Below are 15,547 nucleotides of genomic sequence, written 5' to 3'. Positions count from 1 at the left end.
AATTTATGAAATATGAGGTGTAATATGAATTTTTTGAATAAAATGGAGCGCAAAATTGGAAAATACGCCATCCCGAATCTGATGATTTATCTGATTGCAGCATATTGCATCGGATTTGTGATTTATACGGTAAATCCGAACTTTATGTTGATGCTGACCTTAAGCCCTTATCACATTCTGCATGGACAGGTGTGGAGACTGATTACCTGGATTCTGATGCCGACAGACACCAGAGTATTCTCACTGCTGATTATGGCGCTTCTTTATTATCAGCTTGGTTCTGCACTGGAACGGAGCTGGGGCACATTCCGTTTTAATGTTTATATTTTCGGCGGAATGTTATTTACCGTAATCGGAGCGTTTATTTTATATGGAATATATGCAGCAGCCGGAACAGGAAGCTTAGAAACAATTTCATTGATTTCAAGCCTTACTTTCACTACGAATTATATCAATCTGACCATATTCCTTGCCTTTGCGGTCATGTATCCGGAAATGCAGATTTTACTGTTCTTTATTATTCCGGTAAAAATGAAGTGGATGGCAGTGGTATATGCAGTACTGATTGCGATTAATCTGATTTTAACCAGCTGGGGCGGAAGAATTGCTATCATTATGTCTATTTTAAATTTCCTGATTTTCTTCCTGTCTACCAGAAATTACAGAAGGGTATCCCCGAAGGAAATTCACCGGAAGCAGGTATTTAAGGCTCAGATGCGGGAGCCGAGGAGAGGCGGCATGGTGACAAAGCATAAATGTGCAGTCTGCGGAAGAACCGAGCTGGATGATCCAAACCTGGAATTCCGTTTCTGCTCCAAGTGCGATGGCAATTACGAATATTGTCAGGATCATCTGTTTACCCATCAGCATATTAAGCACAGCTAGAAAAGGAAAATGCGACCGGACAACATTTTGACGGAACATTTTGACGGAACTCCAAAAATCGTTATTGATTTAGCGGACGTTTGACTTTATAATAGATATATTAGCGAAGAAACGAACCCAGGAGGAAGACAAAATGGAAAACGAAGCTGTCTCCAAGAATTTTATTGAGCAGATTATCGACAAAGATTTAGCAGAAGGACATTGCAAAACGGTGCATACCAGATTTCCACCGGAGCCAAATGGCTATTTGCATATCGGACATGCCAAATCTATTCTTTTAAATTATGGACTTGCACAGGAATATAACGGCTTATTTAATATGCGTTTTGACGATACCAATCCGACCAAAGAGCGAAGCGAATTCGTAGAGTCAATCAAAGAGGATATTAAATGGCTGGGTGCGGATTGGGGCGACAGATTGTTTTTTGCATCCAATTATTTTGATCAGATGTATGAAGCAGCTGTAAAACTGATTAAGAAAGGGAAAGCATATGTTTCTGACTTAAGCGCAGAAGAGATGCGCGAGTACCGCGGAACCTTAAAGGAGCCGGGAAAAGAAGATCCGTCAGCCGGTAGAAGTGTAGAAGAGAACTTAGAACTGTTTGAAGCAATGAAAGATGGCAGGTATGCAGACGGTGAAAAGGTATTGCGTGCCAGAATTGATATGGCTTCTCCAAATATGAATATGCGTGACCCGGTTATTTACCGTGTGGCACATATGACTCATCAGAATACAGGGGATAAATGGTGCATTTATCCGATGTATGATTTTGCACATCCAATCGAGGATGCCATTGAAGGAATTACACATTCTATCTGTACGCTGGAATTCGAAGACCATAGACCTTTATATGACTGGGTTGTCCGTGAGTTAGAGTATGAGAATCCACCAAAGCAGATTGAGTTTGCAAAATTATATCTTACCAATGTGGTAACCGGTAAGCGTTACATTAAGAAGCTGGTAGAGGAACATATTGTAGATGGATGGGATGACCCGCGTCTGGTATCCATTGCCGCTTTGAGAAGAAGAGGCTTTACACCGGAGTCTATTAAAATGTTCGTAGAGCTGTGCGGCGTTTCCAAGGCAAACAGTTCGGTAGATTATGCAATGTTAGAATATTGTATCCGTGAGGATTTGAAATTAAAACGTTCCCGCGTGATGGCAGTATTAGATCCAATTAAGGTTATTATTGACAATTATCCGGAAGATCAGATAGAATACTTTGATGTGGTCAATAATATGGAAAATGAAACTCTAGGCAGCCGTAAGGTTCCGTTTGCAAGAGAACTTTACATTGACAGAGAAGATTTCATGGAAGAACCGCCGAGAAAATATTTCCGTATGTTCCCGGGTAACGAAGTGCGTCTGATGCATGCATATTTTGTGAAATGCAACAGCTTTGTAAAAGACGAGAACGGAAAAGTGACAGAGATTCACTGTACCTATGACCCGGAATCCAGAGGCGGAAACAGCCCGGATGGAAGAAAGGTAAAAGGAACCATTCACTGGGTAGCAGCACCAACCGCAGTGAAAGCAGAAGTAAGATTATACGAGAATATTGTGGACGAAGAGTTGGGCGTATATAACGAAGACGGAAGCCTGAACTTAAATCCGAATTCTCTTACCGTATTAAAAGAGTGCTATGTAGAGCCAGGTCTTGCAGATGCAAAAGGATATGACAGCTTCCAGTTTGTACGACAGGGATATTTCTGTGTAGACGCGAAAGATTCAAAAGAAGATGCACTGGTATTTAACCGCATCGTTTCACTAAAGAGTTCTTATAAACTGCCAGCTCAGCAGTAGAGCGGAGGAATAGATATGAATTTATTTTCTGGATTGGAAAAATTCGGAATAAAGGCAACTGACAGTGCAGACCTTTATGCCGATGAGAAAGTAGCAGAAAAGAAAACAAAAGAAAAAGTAGAAACAGCTGTAGTACAGCCAAAGGAAGAGGATTTTCTTTTAGATAAGACCGTGCGCTGCCCGGTATGTGATAAAGAATTTAAGACGAAAATGGTAAAAGCCGGTAAGGTGAAGCGATTGGAGCCGGATGCAGATTTGAGACCGAGACAGCAGTATGTGGATTCTTTGAAATATGATGTGGCATCCTGCCCGAATTGCGGATATACTTCACTGAATCGTTATTTTGAACATATTACCATGGGTCAGATTAAATTGATTAAGGAACAGATTAGCCGGAATTTTCATCCGCAGGCACCATCTGACGATGCAACATGGGATTATGATAAGGCAATTGAAATGCATAAGTTATCCCTGTTTAATTCGATGGTAAAGAAAGCGAGAACTAGTGAAAAAGCATATAACTGTCTGATTCTTGCATGGTTGCTTCGCACCAAAGCAGAGGAATTAGAGACTGCCGGTAAAAAAGAAGAGGCAGCAGCCTGCAGACAGGAAGAGGAATCTTTCTATAAAGAGGCCTATGATGGCATGATGAAGGCAGTAAGTACAGAGATGTTCCCGATTTGTGGAATGGATCAGAGTACTATGGATTATCTTCTTGCAAATATGGCATTCCATTATAAGCAGTATGATATAACATCAAAATGCTTAAGCCGTGTTTTGAGTTCCGCAAGTGCAAATCGTAAGATTAAGGATAAATCCTTGGAATTAAAAGAAATTATTTTAAAAGAGCTTAAGAAAAACCGATAGGTGGATAACGGGATGAAGGAATTATGGATTGATTTACAGCCGGATTCTCCACACGCACTTTATGAGCAGATTTACGAATATATTCGTAAGGATATAGCAGACGGTAAGATTTCCCCGGGGGAAAAATTACCGTCTACTCGTTTTATGGCCAAAAATCTGCAAATCAGCAGGAGTACCGTGGAACTGGCATATGAACAGCTTACAGCAGAGGGTTATATTGAACCAAAACCCTGTGCAGGCTATTTTGTATGCGATATCAGCATGCTGTATCAGCTGAGCCGTGGACAGGAAAAGCCAGAAGAGGGAAGACTCATGGAGCGGCAGAAAAAGCAGTATGAAATCAGTTTTTCTCCATATGAGATTGACCGGAAGCATTTTCCCTATGGAATATGGTATCGGATGCATAAGAGTGTAGTGCCGGAGGATAACCCGGATTTATTGCTTTCGGGAAATCCAAAGGGAGAACTGAATCTTAGAACGGCAATCAGCCGCTATCTCTATCAGGCGAGAGGGGTAGTCTGCGATGAAAAACAGATTCTTCTTGGTGCCGGTAATGAGTATCTTCTGTTATTGTTAGCTCAGATTATGGGGCGGGATAAGAAAGTGGCAATGGAGAATTATACTTATTTGCAGGCATATTATACTTTCTGTAATATGGGATATCGGGTGCTGGCAGAAGAAATTGATGAAGATGGAATTTGTATGGAGGCTATCCGGAAAGAAAATCCGGATATGGTTTATGTCATGCCATCCCATCAGTTCCCGTTGGGAAATGTCATGCCGCTGCGAAGAAGGCTGGAACTTTTACAGTGGGCGTCTGAAGGAGAAGAACGTTATATCATAGAAGATGACCACGATAGTGAGTTCCGTTATAAAGGAAAGCCGATTCCGGCTTTGTGGGGAAATGATACCGGAGAGCATGTGATTTATATAGGAACTTTTTCAAAAAGTATTGCACCTTCTCTTCGAATCAGTTTTATGGTACTGCCCCATTCCCTGATGGAGCGGTACCACAGTTCCTGTGGTTTCTATGCCTGTACGGTGCCGCGGAACAGTCAGGAAGTATTGTGCCATTTTATGGAAGAAGGGCATTTTGAACGGCATCTGAACCGTATGCGTAATAACTATAAGAATAAGCATGATACTTTTATGCGTCTTTTAAAGCAGGAAGACTGGGTCTGCCGCATTTACGGTGATAATGCCGGCCTGCATGTATTGGTAGAACTGGATGTGAAGTGGAAGGAAGAAGAAGTGGTAGAGCAGGCGAGAGAGCAGCATATTGAAATTCATGGACTGGGTGAATATGTGATTCAAAGGCCAAAGGAAAAGAAAGTTCCGACACTGGTGCTTGGATATGGTAATCTGACAGAAGATGAAATGGAACAGGGTCTTGCTGTATTAAGAGAGATTCTGGATAAATAAAAAAGACATTACATATCGGCGGCTGTCGAATGTAATGCCTTTTTTACATTCTATATTGCGTTAGAAAATTCTATTTCTGGTTATTTTTTTCTAATTCCTGCATTTTCATAGCACGAACTTTTAATGGAAGACCAAACAGTGTGATGAATCCATCTGCATCATGGTGATCATAAAGGTCTCCGGTTGTAAAGCTTGCCAGTGACTCACTGTAGAGAGAGTATGGAGAAGTTGTTCCGGCTTTGATGATGTTTCCTTTGTAGAGCTTGAATTTTACTTCACCGGTTACATATTCCTGGGTAGACTCAACGAATGCCTGAACTGCTTCACGTAAAGGTGTGAACCATTTTCCTTCGTAAACAATCTGAGCCATACGATTGCCCATATCTTTTTTTACATCCATAGTAGCACGGTCTAATACGAGTTCCTCTAACTGACGATGTGCTTCCATCAGGATAGTTCCGCCAGGAGTTTCATATACACCACGGGATTTCATACCAACAACACGGTTTTCTACGATATCGATGATACCAATTCCATGTTTGCCGCCTAAACGGTTTAATTCACGGATGATATCGGAAACTTTCATTTTCTTTCCATTAACAGCAGTAGGAACACCTTTTTCAAAGGTCATGGTTACGTATTCACCCTCATCCGGAGCTTTTTCCGGAGAAACACCAAGAACTAAAAGGTGGTCATAGTTTGGCTCATTTGCAGGATCCTCTAACTCAAGACCTTCGTGGCTGATGTGCCATAAGTTACGGTCACGGCTGTAGCTCTGGTCAGTAGAGAATGGAAGATGAATGCCATGTGCTTTGCAGTATTCAATTTCGGATTCACGGGAATCCATTTTCCATTTGTCATCACGCCAAGGAGCAATAATTTTAATATCAGGAGCAAGTGCTTTGATAGAAAGCTCGAAACGAATCTGGTCATTTCCCTTACCGGTTGCACCGTGGCAGATAGCAACAGCATTTTCTTTTCGTGCAATTTCAACTAATTTCTTGGCAATACCAGGACGAGCCATAGAAGTTCCTAAGAGATATTTGTTCTCATATACGGCATCTGCCTGAACACATGGAACAATATAGTCATCACAGAATTCATCTGTAATATCTTCAATATATAATTTGGTTGCACCGGATAATTTTGCTCTTTCATCAAGGCCATCCAGCTCTTCACCCTGTCCGCAGTCAACGCAGCAGCAGATTACTTCATAATCATAATTTTCTTTTAACCATGGGATGATAGCGGTTGTATCAAGTCCACCAGAGTACGCTAAAACAACTTTTTCTTTCATAATAATAGGTATCCTTTCTTCAGATGTTTTTTAACTAGGACTAATATACAACAAAAAAATTAAATACGCAAGCGAAAAAATATACATAATATACTTATAAAAATGCATAATTATATACAAAGGGTACATATTTATGTATAAAAAACGGATAATATATTAATAAAAGAAGACTTATAGAATCACAAATTAACTGAAAAAGCGTGAAAACAGAAAATAATACTTGCATAATGTATAAAACGAATGTATAATTATGCACTGTAAATGGCATGCAGATTTCGTGTGTGCCATAATCTTAAGAAGAAAGAAGATGTAAAAATGATTAAAGCAGGAATTATCGGAGCAACCGGATATGCAGGAGCAGAACTGGTAAGGATTCTTATGGGACATCCTTCCGTAGAGATTAAGTGGTATGGCTCCAGAAGTTATATAGATAAGAAGTATGCAGATGTTTATCGTAATATGTTTGAAATCGTAGAGGATACCTGTCTCGATGATAATATAGAAGAGCTGGCAAAGCAGGTAGATGTTATCTTTACAGCAACACCGCAGGGTTTCCTTGGCTCTGTATTGAATGAGAAGATTTTATCCGAGACAAAGGTAATTGATTTGAGCGCAGATTACCGTATTAAAGATGTGGCTACTTATGAAAAATGGTATAAAATTGAGCATAAGAGTCCACAGTTTATTGAAGAAGCCGTTTACGGACTTTGCGAAATCAATCGTGAAAAGGTGAAAAATGCAAGACTGGTAGCCAACCCGGGATGCTATACCACCTGTTCTATTTTAACCGCATATCCGTTGGTAAAAGAGGGACTGATTGATGCCAATACATTGATTGTGGATGCAAAGAGCGGTACTTCCGGTGCAGGACGTGGAGCAAAGGTCAATAATCTGTTCTGTGAAGTAAATGAAAATATGAAGGCATATGGCGTGGCAACCCACAGACACACACCGGAAATTGAAGAACAGTTAGGTTATGCAGCCGGAAAAGAGATTACCATCAGCTTTACACCACATCTTGTTCCGATGAACCGTGGTATCTTAGCAACAGAGTACGCATCACTGGTAAAGAAAGCAGACGGAAGTTATCCATCCAAAGAAGAGATTCGTGCAGCTTATGAAAAATATTATAAGAACGAGAAATTCGTCAGGGTATTAGAGGATGGTGTGTGCCCGGAAACCAAATGGGTAGAAGGAAGCAACTATGTAGATGTGAACTTTGTAGTAGATGAGCGTACCGGAAGAGTGATTATGATGGGTGCGCTGGATAATCTGGTAAAAGGAGCAGCCGGTCAGGCGGTTCAGAATATGAATTTATTATTTGGATTAAAGGAATCGGAAGGTCTCGAACTGGTACCGATGTTCCCGTAAACAGGAGAGAATATGGCAGAAGCTACATATATATTAAGAACAATGAAAGAAGACGATTTTAATGAAGTCCATGCACTCTGGATGAGTATTCACGGATTTGGTATCCGGAGCATTGATGATTCGGAAGAAAATGTGAAACGTTTTATCCGAAGAAATCCGGACACCAGTATCGTGGCATGTATGGATGGAAAAATCGTAGGAGCTATTCTTTGCGGACAGGATGGAAGAAGAGGATGCTTTTATCATGTATGCGTCCATGAGGATTACCGGAAACATGGTATTGGAAAAGCAATGGCAATGATGGCAATGGAAGCATTGAAAAAAGAAGGCATCAACAAAGTAAATCTGGTGGCATTTACCAGTAATGAGCTGGGTAATGGATTCTGGAAGAATATGGGCTGGACATTCCGGAAGGATATGAATTATTATGAATTTGATTTGAATCCGGAAAATGTAACTGTATTTAATCCATAAATAAATTCGGAAAGCAGGACAGGAGGTATATTATGAAAAAAGTAGAAGGCGGCGTTACCGCAGCAGAAGGTTTTCAGGCTGCATCCACAGCAGCAGGTATTAAGTATAAAGACAGAACAGATATGGCAATGATTTATTCCACAGAGCCATGTGCAGTTGCCGGAACATTTACCACGAATGTCGTAAAGGCAGCACCGGTAAAATGGGATAAGGACATTGTAAAGAACAGTGCATTTGCACAGGCAGTTGTAGTAAATGCCGGAATTGCCAATGCATGTACCGGAACAGAAGGATTAGGATATTGCAAAGATACCGCAAAGAAAACTTCAGAGTTAATGGATATCCCAGAGGATGCAGTTCTTGTGGCATCCACAGGAGTGATTGGAAAACAGCTTCCGATTGACCGTATCTGTGCCGGTGTGGAACAAATGAGTAAAAAATTAAGTGGTGATTTAACTAGTGGACATAATGCAGCACTTGCTATTATGACAACAGATACCCATGAGAAAGAGGCTGCAGTGGAGGTAGAACTTTCCGGTAAGAAGGTTACCATCGGTGGAATGTGTAAAGGCTCTGGCATGATTCATCCGAATATGTGTACCATGTTAAGCTTTATCACAACAGATGCGGCAATTTCAAAAGAAATGTTGCAGGAAGCACTGAGCAGTACCGTAACAGATACTTATAACATGATTTCCGTAGATGGAGATACTTCCACCAACGACACCTGCCTGGTACTGGCAAATGGCCTTGCAGGCAATGAAAAAATCAAAGAGAAGAATGAAGATTACGAAACATTCTGTGAGGCACTTTATTATGTCAATGAAGCACTGGCTAAGATGATGGCAGGAGATGGCGAAGGCGCAACTGCTTTATTTGAAGTAAAAGTAGTGCATGCGGCATCCAAAGAAGATGCGGTTATCTTAAGCAAATCCGTAGTAACATCAAGCCTTACCAAGGCTGCAATCTTTGGACATGATGCTAACTGGGGAAGAATCCTATGTGCATTGGGCTATTCCGGCGTGGAATTTGATCCGGAGCAGGTTGACCTTTACTTTGAAAGTGCAGCCGGCAAGCTGATGATTATCAAAGATGGTGTTGCCGTAGATTATTCCGAGGAAGAGGCAACTAAGATTTTATCTGAAAAAGAAGTAACTGCCATTGCAGATATGAAGATGGGTGAAGCCTGTGCAACAGCATGGGGCTGTGATTTGACCTATGATTATATTAAAATAAATGCGGATTATCGTTCTTAAAAAAGATTTGATTGAAAAAATATACGAAAAAAGACTTTTTAAGAAAAGGAAAGAGGATTGGACAGATGGAAGAAAACAGTATGCAGGAAATATTGAAAAAAGCTGAGGTATTAATTGAGGCATTGCCATATATCCAGCGTTTCAACCGCAAAATTATCGTAGTAAAATACGGCGGAAGTGCAATGGTAGATGAAGAGTTAAAGCAGAGCGTTATCCAGGATGTAACTCTTTTAAAACTGGTTGGTTTCAAACCGATTATCGTTCATGGTGGCGGTAAGGAAATCAGCAAATGGGTTGCAAAAGCCGGAATGGAGCCGGAATTTATCAATGGACTTCGTAAAACCGATGCACCTACCATGGAAATTGCAGAGATGGTTCTTGGAAAAGTCAATAAATCACTGGTTCAGATGGTAGAAAAGCTTGGCGTGAATGCAGTAGGTATCAGCGGTAAAGATGGTGGACTGCTGAAGGTAAATAAGAAATTGTCTAATGGACAGGATATCGGATATGTGGGTGAAGTCAAGGAAGTAAATCCAAAGATTTTATATGACCTTCTCGAAAAAGATTTCCTGCCGATTATCTGCCCGGTAGGTCTTGATGATAATTATGATACTTACAATATCAATGCGGACGATGCAGCGTGTGCAATTGCCCGTGCCGTACAGGCAGAAAAACTTGCATTTCTTACAGATATTGAAGGTGTATACAAAGATCCGGATGATAAATCTACACTGATTTCCGAACTTAAGATTTCAGATGCACACAAGCTGATTGAAGATGGTTATATTGGCGGCGGAATGCTTCCAAAATTAAATAACTGTATTGATGCCATTGAAAACGGTGTGTCCAGAGTACATATCTTAGATGGTAGAATTGCACATTGTCTGTTACTGGAAATCTTTACAAACCGAGGAATCGGAACAGCAATTTTAGGAGATGCGGAGGAAAAGTTTTATCATGAATAAACAGGAATATATGGATTGTGAAGATAAAGCATTATTACATACTTATAATCGTTTCCCACTGGTATTAGATCATGGTGAGGGCGTATATCTTTATGATACCGATGGAAAGAAGTATCTTGATTTTGCGGCAGGTATTGCGGTAGAAGCGTTAGGATACAGTAATGAAGCATATAAGCAGGCATTGAAGGATCAGATTGATAAAATTACACATACTTCAAATCTTTATTATAATGTCCCGATTATGGAAGCTGCAGAGAAATTCTTAAAAGTTTCCAAAATGGACAGGGTTTTCTTCACCAACAGTGGAGCAGAAGCCATTGAAGGAGCAATTAAGGCAGCAAAAAAATATGCCTATACCAGAGATGGTCATGCAGACCATGAGATTATTGCCATGAACCATTCCTTCCATGGAAGAACCTTGGGAGCATTATCAGTAACCGGAAATGCCCATTACAGAGAACCGTTTGAGCCACTCTGTGGTGGTGTGAAATTTGCAGATTTTAATGATATTGAAAGTGTAAAAGCACAGGTAACAGAAAAAACATGTGCCATTATCTTTGAAACCGTGCAGGGAGAAGGCGGTATTTATCCGGCAGAGGAATCCTTTATGAAAGAGATTTCTGCACTCTGCAAAGAGAAAGATATTCTTCTTATTTTAGATGAAATCCAGTGTGGAATGGGAAGAACCGGAGAAATGTTTGCATGGCAGCATTATGGAATCAAACCGGATATTATGACCAGTGCCAAGGCATTGGGCTGTGGAGTGCCGGTAGGAGCTTCTGCCATGACAGAACGTGTGGCAGAGAAATCCTTGGCACCGGGTGACCATGGAACCACATATGGAGGTAATCCGTTTGTCGGAGCAGCGGTCAGTAAGGTAATGGACTTATTTGAAGAATTAAAGCTTACAGACCATGTAAAAGAAATCGCAGTTTATCTGGAAAGCGAACTGGATAAGCTGGTAGAAGAATATGATTTTATTACAGCCCGCCGTGGTATGGGACTGATGCAGGGGCTTGTAAGCACAAAACCAGTTGGAACCATCGCAGCAGAAGCATTAAAAGAAGGTTTAATTATTATAACAGCCGGCGCAGATGTAATCCGTATGGTGCCGCCACTTGTGATTGAAAAAGAGCATGTGGATGAAATGATAACGAAACTGAAAAACGTACTGGATCGTATGTAGGCAGGGTATATGAAAAAGAAAACAAAGGAAATCATAGAAACAACAACGCTGGCAGTGGGAGTTATCCTGCTGTCAGCGGCTGCTTTTTACAGCAGCAAAGAAACCGGGAAAACAGAGTTAAAAACAGACAGAAAAGAGCAGATAACATCTGAGCAGGAAACAAAAGAAGCATATGAAGCAGCGCAAAAGGAGCTATCCTTTTGGTACAGCGATGCAGACTGCAGGAATTATTTTGAACAGTGTGCAGTGGATTATTATGCCAAAACCGGTATCGCAGTGGGAATCCGTTATGTAGATGAGGAATCTTATCTTGAACAGATTTATGATGCAACGATGACGGAAGAAGACTATCCGGATTTGTATCTTGCCTGGAATGATGCAAAAGACAAGGCGTATTTATATGGTGTTGCAACGGAAGAAGAATACCCATTGTTTTTTGATACACTGGTGATGGTATATCAGAAAGAGAATTTCCTGGAAGCACCGGAGAGTATTTCGGAAATTTTAGACTATGGACAGAATAACCTTTTAGGAGAAGGTGTAGGAAATCTGCTGGAATGGAATGTGGCAGATGGATTTTATGATTATCCATTTGTGGGGACTGAAGTGGAATGGAATGAGACGGACTATACCCTTTTGACGACATATGGAGAAAAATATAATGATGAATTAACTTTCTTTAAAAACCTTTCAGAAACTGTGGGGATTGATACGGATGAAATTGACAGAAATCAGGTGGTGGAGAATTTTAATCAGGGAGCATCTTTGTGTGCAATCATTGATTCTGATGATTTAAATAAGATGACAGCAGAAAATTATGGCGTTTGCGGGCTGCCGATGTTAGACGATACCACACCGATGCAGGGGGTTGCCAGAACGGGGATCCTTTTGGTAAATGAATTTTCGGGGGAAAAAGATATGGCGTCTGATTTTGCTGCTTTTATAGAAAAAGAAGAAGTGGATACCCTGCATGCAATGACTGGTCATATTTCTACAGATGAAGGTGCCAGCCGGGATGAAACAGAACAGGCAGCTTTTATGCAGTATCAGAACAGCCAGCTGGTACCGGATGCTGCAAATGCAGGTGAGTTCTGGTCAGAATTTACAAGGCAGATGAAGGCATTGTGGAATGGTGGAAGCCTGCCACAGGAATAATTTGAAAATACTACTTGTATAAAGGGCAAATTTTCGTTAAAATAGAAAACAGTAAGCATTAGGGGACTTTCTTGCATAACAGAATTTATGTAAGGGAGTGATACAGATGAAAAAAGTCGGGTTATTAGCTCTGGCTTTATATTGTGGGATTATATATACGGCATGTGGAAAAGAAGATACCGTATATTTTGAGCCGGATACGCAAATGGAGAGTGAAGAGGTTACAGAAGCTGTCTTATGCCCGCCGGCTTCTTGTTATGTATATGTCTGTGGTGAGGTAGTGCACCCGGGAGTATATGAAGTGGAAGATGGAGCCAGAATCTGCGATGTATTGGAGCTGGCAGGAGGTTTTAACGAGGCTGCAGCAAAAGAGGCACTCAATCAGGCAGAACCGGTTGTTGACGGACAGATGATAAAGGTGCCGGATCAGGAAACTTACCTTTTGCAGCAGACAGGGAGTGCTGATTCGGCAGCAGAGCCGGAGGATGGCAGAATCAATCTGAATACTGCATCAAAGGAACAGCTTATGACACTTTCCGGAATTGGAGAATCAAAAGCTGAGACAATTATTTCTTACCGGGAAAAAAATGGCGCATTTCAGACTATTGAAGATTTAATGAATATTCCCGGAATTAAAAATGGCGTTTTTGAAAAAATAAAAGATAATATAAGGGTTAACTGAGGTGTAAAATGGCAAAAAAAGTTCTGGTTGTGGACGACGAAAAATTAATAGTGAAAGGAATCCGTTTTTCATTGGAACAGGATGGAATGGAAGTAACCTGTGCGTATGATGGTGAAGAGGCACTGCATCTGGCACAGGAGAATAAGTTTGATATGATTTTACTGGATATCATGCTTCCGAAGATGGATGGATTTGAAGTGTGTCAGGCAATCCGGGAGTTTTCTAATATGCCAATTGTCATGCTGACAGCAAAAGGCGATGATATGGATAAAATCTTAGGACTGGAATATGGTGCAGATGATTATATTACCAAGCCGTTTAATATTCTTGAGGTGAAAGCCAGAATCAAAGCAATTATGCGAAGAACTGCTGCCAGTGAACCGAAGGAAGAAAATTCCAAAGTGATAGAGAGCGGCGATTTAAAATTAGACTGTGAGAGCCGCAGACTGTTTGTCCAGGGAAGAGAGATTAATCTGACAGCCAAGGAATTTGACTTGTTAGAGCTTCTTGTTATGAATCCGAATAAGGTATACAGCCGTGAGAATCTGCTGAATCTGGTATGGGGTTATGAATATCCGGGCGATGTCAGAACGGTGGATGTTCATGTGCGTAGACTGCGTGAGAAGATTGAACCGAATCCGAGTGAGCCAAAATATGTGCATACGAAATGGGGTGTAGGTTATTTCTATCAGAAATAACAGCGATATAGCAGAGGATGAAGGTACAGACTTATGAATAGAAAAAAAGGTATTCGCAATTTTTTGAAAAGCATGAAATTCCGGCTGATTTGTCTTTTTATGCTGATTGGTATTTTGACCGGAATTTTAATCCGGACCGGAATTTTAACTGCGTATGAGAAACATGCGGTTTCTAACCGGAGTGTAGATGTAATTGGTCAGGCAAAGATTCTTGCAAACCAGATGGTCTCCACAGATTATATCAATGGAGCGGAGTCGGAAAGCATCACTTCACAGCTGCAGCAGATGTCACGTGTTTATGATGGAAGAATTCTTGTGATAGATTCTTCTTTTCATATTATAAAAGATACTTATGATCTGGATACCGATAAAACAATTATTTCAGAAGAAGTCATAAAGTCATTCCGCGGTGAGGATTCTATGAATTATGATGTGGATAATCATTATGTGGAAATGACTATTCCGCTGACTACAGATAACGTAGAGTCAGGGGAGAAGAGTATTATCGGAGTGCTTCTTATCAGTGTTTCGACAGATAGTATTCTTGCCAATCTGGAATATATGAGAAATGCTGCATTAGTGCTTCAGATTTTCGGGGCAGTTTTTCTGTTTGCAGTCAGCGTATTTTTATCCGTTCGTCTGACAAACCCGTTGAAGAATATGGCATCCTCTATTGCTGAGATTCAGAATGGATATGGAACCAGTGATGGGGAGCTGATGATTAAGGATTATTCTGAAACAGTTCAGATTTCGGAAAAATTTAATAAACTTTATAGCAGAATGAAGATGCTGGATGACTCCAGACAGGAATTTGTGTCCAATGTGTCCCATGAGCTGAAAACACCGCTTACTTCTATGAAGGTACTGGCAGACTCACTGAATGGACAGGAAGATGTTCCGGTAGAACTGTATCGTGAATTTATGTTAGACATTGGAAATGAAATTGAACGTGAAAATAAAATTATTAATGATTTGCTCTCGCTGGTTAAGATGGACAAGTCTGCATCAGATTTGAATATCACGTCAGTTAACATCAATGAGATGCTGGATTTAATTTTAAAGAGATTAAAACCGATTGCGGAAAAACAGCATGTAGATCTGGTGTTGGAAAGTTTCCGGCCTGTTACAGCAGAAATTGATGAGGTAAAGCTGACGCTTGCCATTACCAATCTGGTGGAAAATGCAATCAAATACAATAAGGAAGACGGTTGGGTACATGTGTCCCTGAATGCAGATTATCAGTATTTCTATCTTAAGGTAGAGGATTCCGGCATCGGTATTCCGGAGGATTCCTTAGAGCATATTTATGAAAGATTCTATCGCGTAGACAAGTCCCATTCCAGAGAAATAGGTGGAACCGGACTTGGACTTGCCATTACAAGAAATGCAATATTAATGCACCGTGGTGCAATTAAGGTATTTAGTACAGAGGGTGAGGGAACGCTCTTTACTGTGCGGATTCCGCTGAATTACATTGCCTAGGAG

General features: G+C 40.7%; 14 protein-coding genes. 13 read left to right on the top strand and 1 reads right to left on the bottom strand.

Annotation, left to right across the window (positions count from 1 at the left end; genetic code table 11):
• Positions 1-24: 24 nt before the first annotated feature.
• The 4 genes from DWY37_RS02900 to pdxR all read left to right on the top strand — a co-directional run bounded on the left by DWY37_RS02900 (position 25) and on the right by pdxR (position 4,978).
• Entirely contained in the window at positions 25-885 is an 861-nt protein-coding gene (locus tag DWY37_RS02900; RefSeq protein ID WP_117840928.1) for a hypothetical protein, read from the top strand.
• Between the two features lie 133 nt (positions 886-1,018).
• Positions 1,019-2,689, top strand: a complete 1,671-nt coding sequence (locus DWY37_RS02895; RefSeq protein ID WP_118542144.1) for a glutamine--tRNA ligase/YqeY domain fusion protein — start codon at positions 1,019-1,021, stop codon at positions 2,687-2,689.
• Between the two features lie 15 nt (positions 2,690-2,704).
• Positions 2,705-3,556, top strand: coding sequence for a DUF2225 domain-containing protein (locus tag DWY37_RS02890; RefSeq protein WP_117947633.1), 852 nt, complete (start codon positions 2,705-2,707; stop codon positions 3,554-3,556).
• Between the two features lie 12 nt (positions 3,557-3,568).
• A complete protein-coding gene (gene pdxR, locus DWY37_RS02885; protein ID WP_118542142.1) occupies positions 3,569-4,978 on the top strand; it encodes a MocR-like pyridoxine biosynthesis transcription factor PdxR in 1,410 nt (469 codons plus the stop codon).
• A 70-nt stretch (positions 4,979-5,048) separates the two neighbouring features.
• Here the strand turns inward: pdxR and DWY37_RS02880 are convergent, their stop codons facing one another.
• Positions 5,049-6,275: an argininosuccinate synthase gene (locus tag DWY37_RS02880; protein WP_022243105.1), complete on the bottom strand. Its 1,227-nt coding sequence runs from the start codon at positions 6,273-6,275 to the stop codon at positions 5,049-5,051.
• Positions 6,276-6,590: 315 nt separating this feature from the next.
• Between DWY37_RS02880 and argC the strand changes: the two genes are divergently transcribed.
• From argC to DWY37_RS02835, 9 genes are all read left to right on the top strand, one after another.
• Entirely contained in the window at positions 6,591-7,646 is a 1,056-nt protein-coding gene (gene argC / locus DWY37_RS02875) for an N-acetyl-gamma-glutamyl-phosphate reductase (protein ID WP_117841242.1), read from the top strand.
• A gap of 12 nt (positions 7,647-7,658) precedes the next feature.
• Positions 7,659-8,120, top strand: a complete 462-nt coding sequence (locus DWY37_RS02870) for a GNAT family N-acetyltransferase (protein ID WP_117696967.1) — start codon at positions 7,659-7,661, stop codon at positions 8,118-8,120.
• Positions 8,121-8,152: 32 nt separating this feature from the next.
• Complete coding sequence (argJ, locus tag DWY37_RS02865) at positions 8,153-9,376, top strand: bifunctional glutamate N-acetyltransferase/amino-acid acetyltransferase ArgJ (RefSeq protein WP_022243102.1); 1,224 nt, start codon at positions 8,153-8,155, stop codon at positions 9,374-9,376.
• A 65-nt stretch (positions 9,377-9,441) separates the two neighbouring features.
• On the top strand, positions 9,442-10,341 hold the full coding sequence (gene argB / locus DWY37_RS02860; protein WP_022243101.1) for an acetylglutamate kinase: 900 nt from the start codon (positions 9,442-9,444) through the stop codon (positions 10,339-10,341).
• Positions 10,334-11,527, top strand: a complete 1,194-nt coding sequence (locus DWY37_RS02855; protein ID WP_118541525.1) for an aspartate aminotransferase family protein — start codon at positions 10,334-10,336, stop codon at positions 11,525-11,527. Before argB ends, DWY37_RS02855 begins: the two co-directional genes overlap by 8 nt.
• A 9-nt stretch (positions 11,528-11,536) precedes the next feature.
• Positions 11,537-12,682: a hypothetical protein gene (locus DWY37_RS02850; RefSeq protein ID WP_118544375.1), complete on the top strand. Its 1,146-nt coding sequence runs from the start codon at positions 11,537-11,539 to the stop codon at positions 12,680-12,682.
• Positions 12,683-12,788: 106 nt separating this feature from the next.
• A complete protein-coding gene (locus tag DWY37_RS02845) occupies positions 12,789-13,364 on the top strand; it encodes a helix-hairpin-helix domain-containing protein (RefSeq protein ID WP_117696976.1) in 576 nt (191 codons plus the stop codon).
• Between the two features lie 8 nt (positions 13,365-13,372).
• Positions 13,373-14,062, top strand: coding sequence for a response regulator transcription factor (locus tag DWY37_RS02840; RefSeq protein WP_022243097.1), 690 nt, complete (start codon positions 13,373-13,375; stop codon positions 14,060-14,062).
• Between the two features lie 33 nt (positions 14,063-14,095).
• Positions 14,096-15,544 carry a sensor histidine kinase gene (locus tag DWY37_RS02835; protein ID WP_117696977.1) on the top strand — a complete coding sequence of 483 codons (1,449 nt, stop codon included), beginning with the start codon at positions 14,096-14,098 and terminating at the stop codon, positions 15,542-15,544.
• The last annotated feature ends 3 nt before the right edge of the window (positions 15,545-15,547 follow it).

The sequence above is a fragment of the Roseburia sp. AF25-13LB genome (genome assembly GCF_003478915.1).
GTDB classification, from domain to species: domain Bacteria; phylum Bacillota; class Clostridia; order Lachnospirales; family Lachnospiraceae; genus Roseburia_C; species Roseburia_C amylophila.
The sequence above is the reverse complement of the archived record's forward strand: the minus strand, read 5'-3'. Positions and strand labels throughout refer to the sequence as shown.

Coding starts and splice junctions, on each gene's coding strand:
- DWY37_RS02870 (WP_117696967.1), top strand. CDS start 7,659: ATGGCAGAAGCTACATATATATTAAGAACAATGAAAGAAGACGATTTT.
- DWY37_RS02850 (WP_118544375.1), top strand. CDS start 11,537: ATGAAAAAGAAAACAAAGGAAATCATAGAAACAACAACGCTGGCAGTG.
- DWY37_RS02845 (WP_117696976.1), top strand. CDS start 12,789: ATGAAAAAAGTCGGGTTATTAGCTCTGGCTTTATATTGTGGGATTATA.
- argJ (WP_022243102.1), top strand. CDS start 8,153: ATGAAAAAAGTAGAAGGCGGCGTTACCGCAGCAGAAGGTTTTCAGGCT.
- argC (WP_117841242.1), top strand. CDS start 6,591: ATGATTAAAGCAGGAATTATCGGAGCAACCGGATATGCAGGAGCAGAA.
- DWY37_RS02895 (WP_118542144.1), top strand. CDS start 1,019: ATGGAAAACGAAGCTGTCTCCAAGAATTTTATTGAGCAGATTATCGAC.
- pdxR (WP_118542142.1), top strand. CDS start 3,569: ATGAAGGAATTATGGATTGATTTACAGCCGGATTCTCCACACGCACTT.
- DWY37_RS02890 (WP_117947633.1), top strand. CDS start 2,705: ATGAATTTATTTTCTGGATTGGAAAAATTCGGAATAAAGGCAACTGAC.
- DWY37_RS02880 (WP_022243105.1), bottom strand. CDS start 6,275: ATGAAAGAAAAAGTTGTTTTAGCGTACTCTGGTGGACTTGATACAACC.
- DWY37_RS02855 (WP_118541525.1), top strand. CDS start 10,334: ATGAATAAACAGGAATATATGGATTGTGAAGATAAAGCATTATTACAT.
- DWY37_RS02835 (WP_117696977.1), top strand. CDS start 14,096: ATGAATAGAAAAAAAGGTATTCGCAATTTTTTGAAAAGCATGAAATTC.
- DWY37_RS02840 (WP_022243097.1), top strand. CDS start 13,373: ATGGCAAAAAAAGTTCTGGTTGTGGACGACGAAAAATTAATAGTGAAA.
- DWY37_RS02900 (WP_117840928.1), top strand. CDS start 25: ATGAATTTTTTGAATAAAATGGAGCGCAAAATTGGAAAATACGCCATC.
- argB (WP_022243101.1), top strand. CDS start 9,442: ATGGAAGAAAACAGTATGCAGGAAATATTGAAAAAAGCTGAGGTATTA.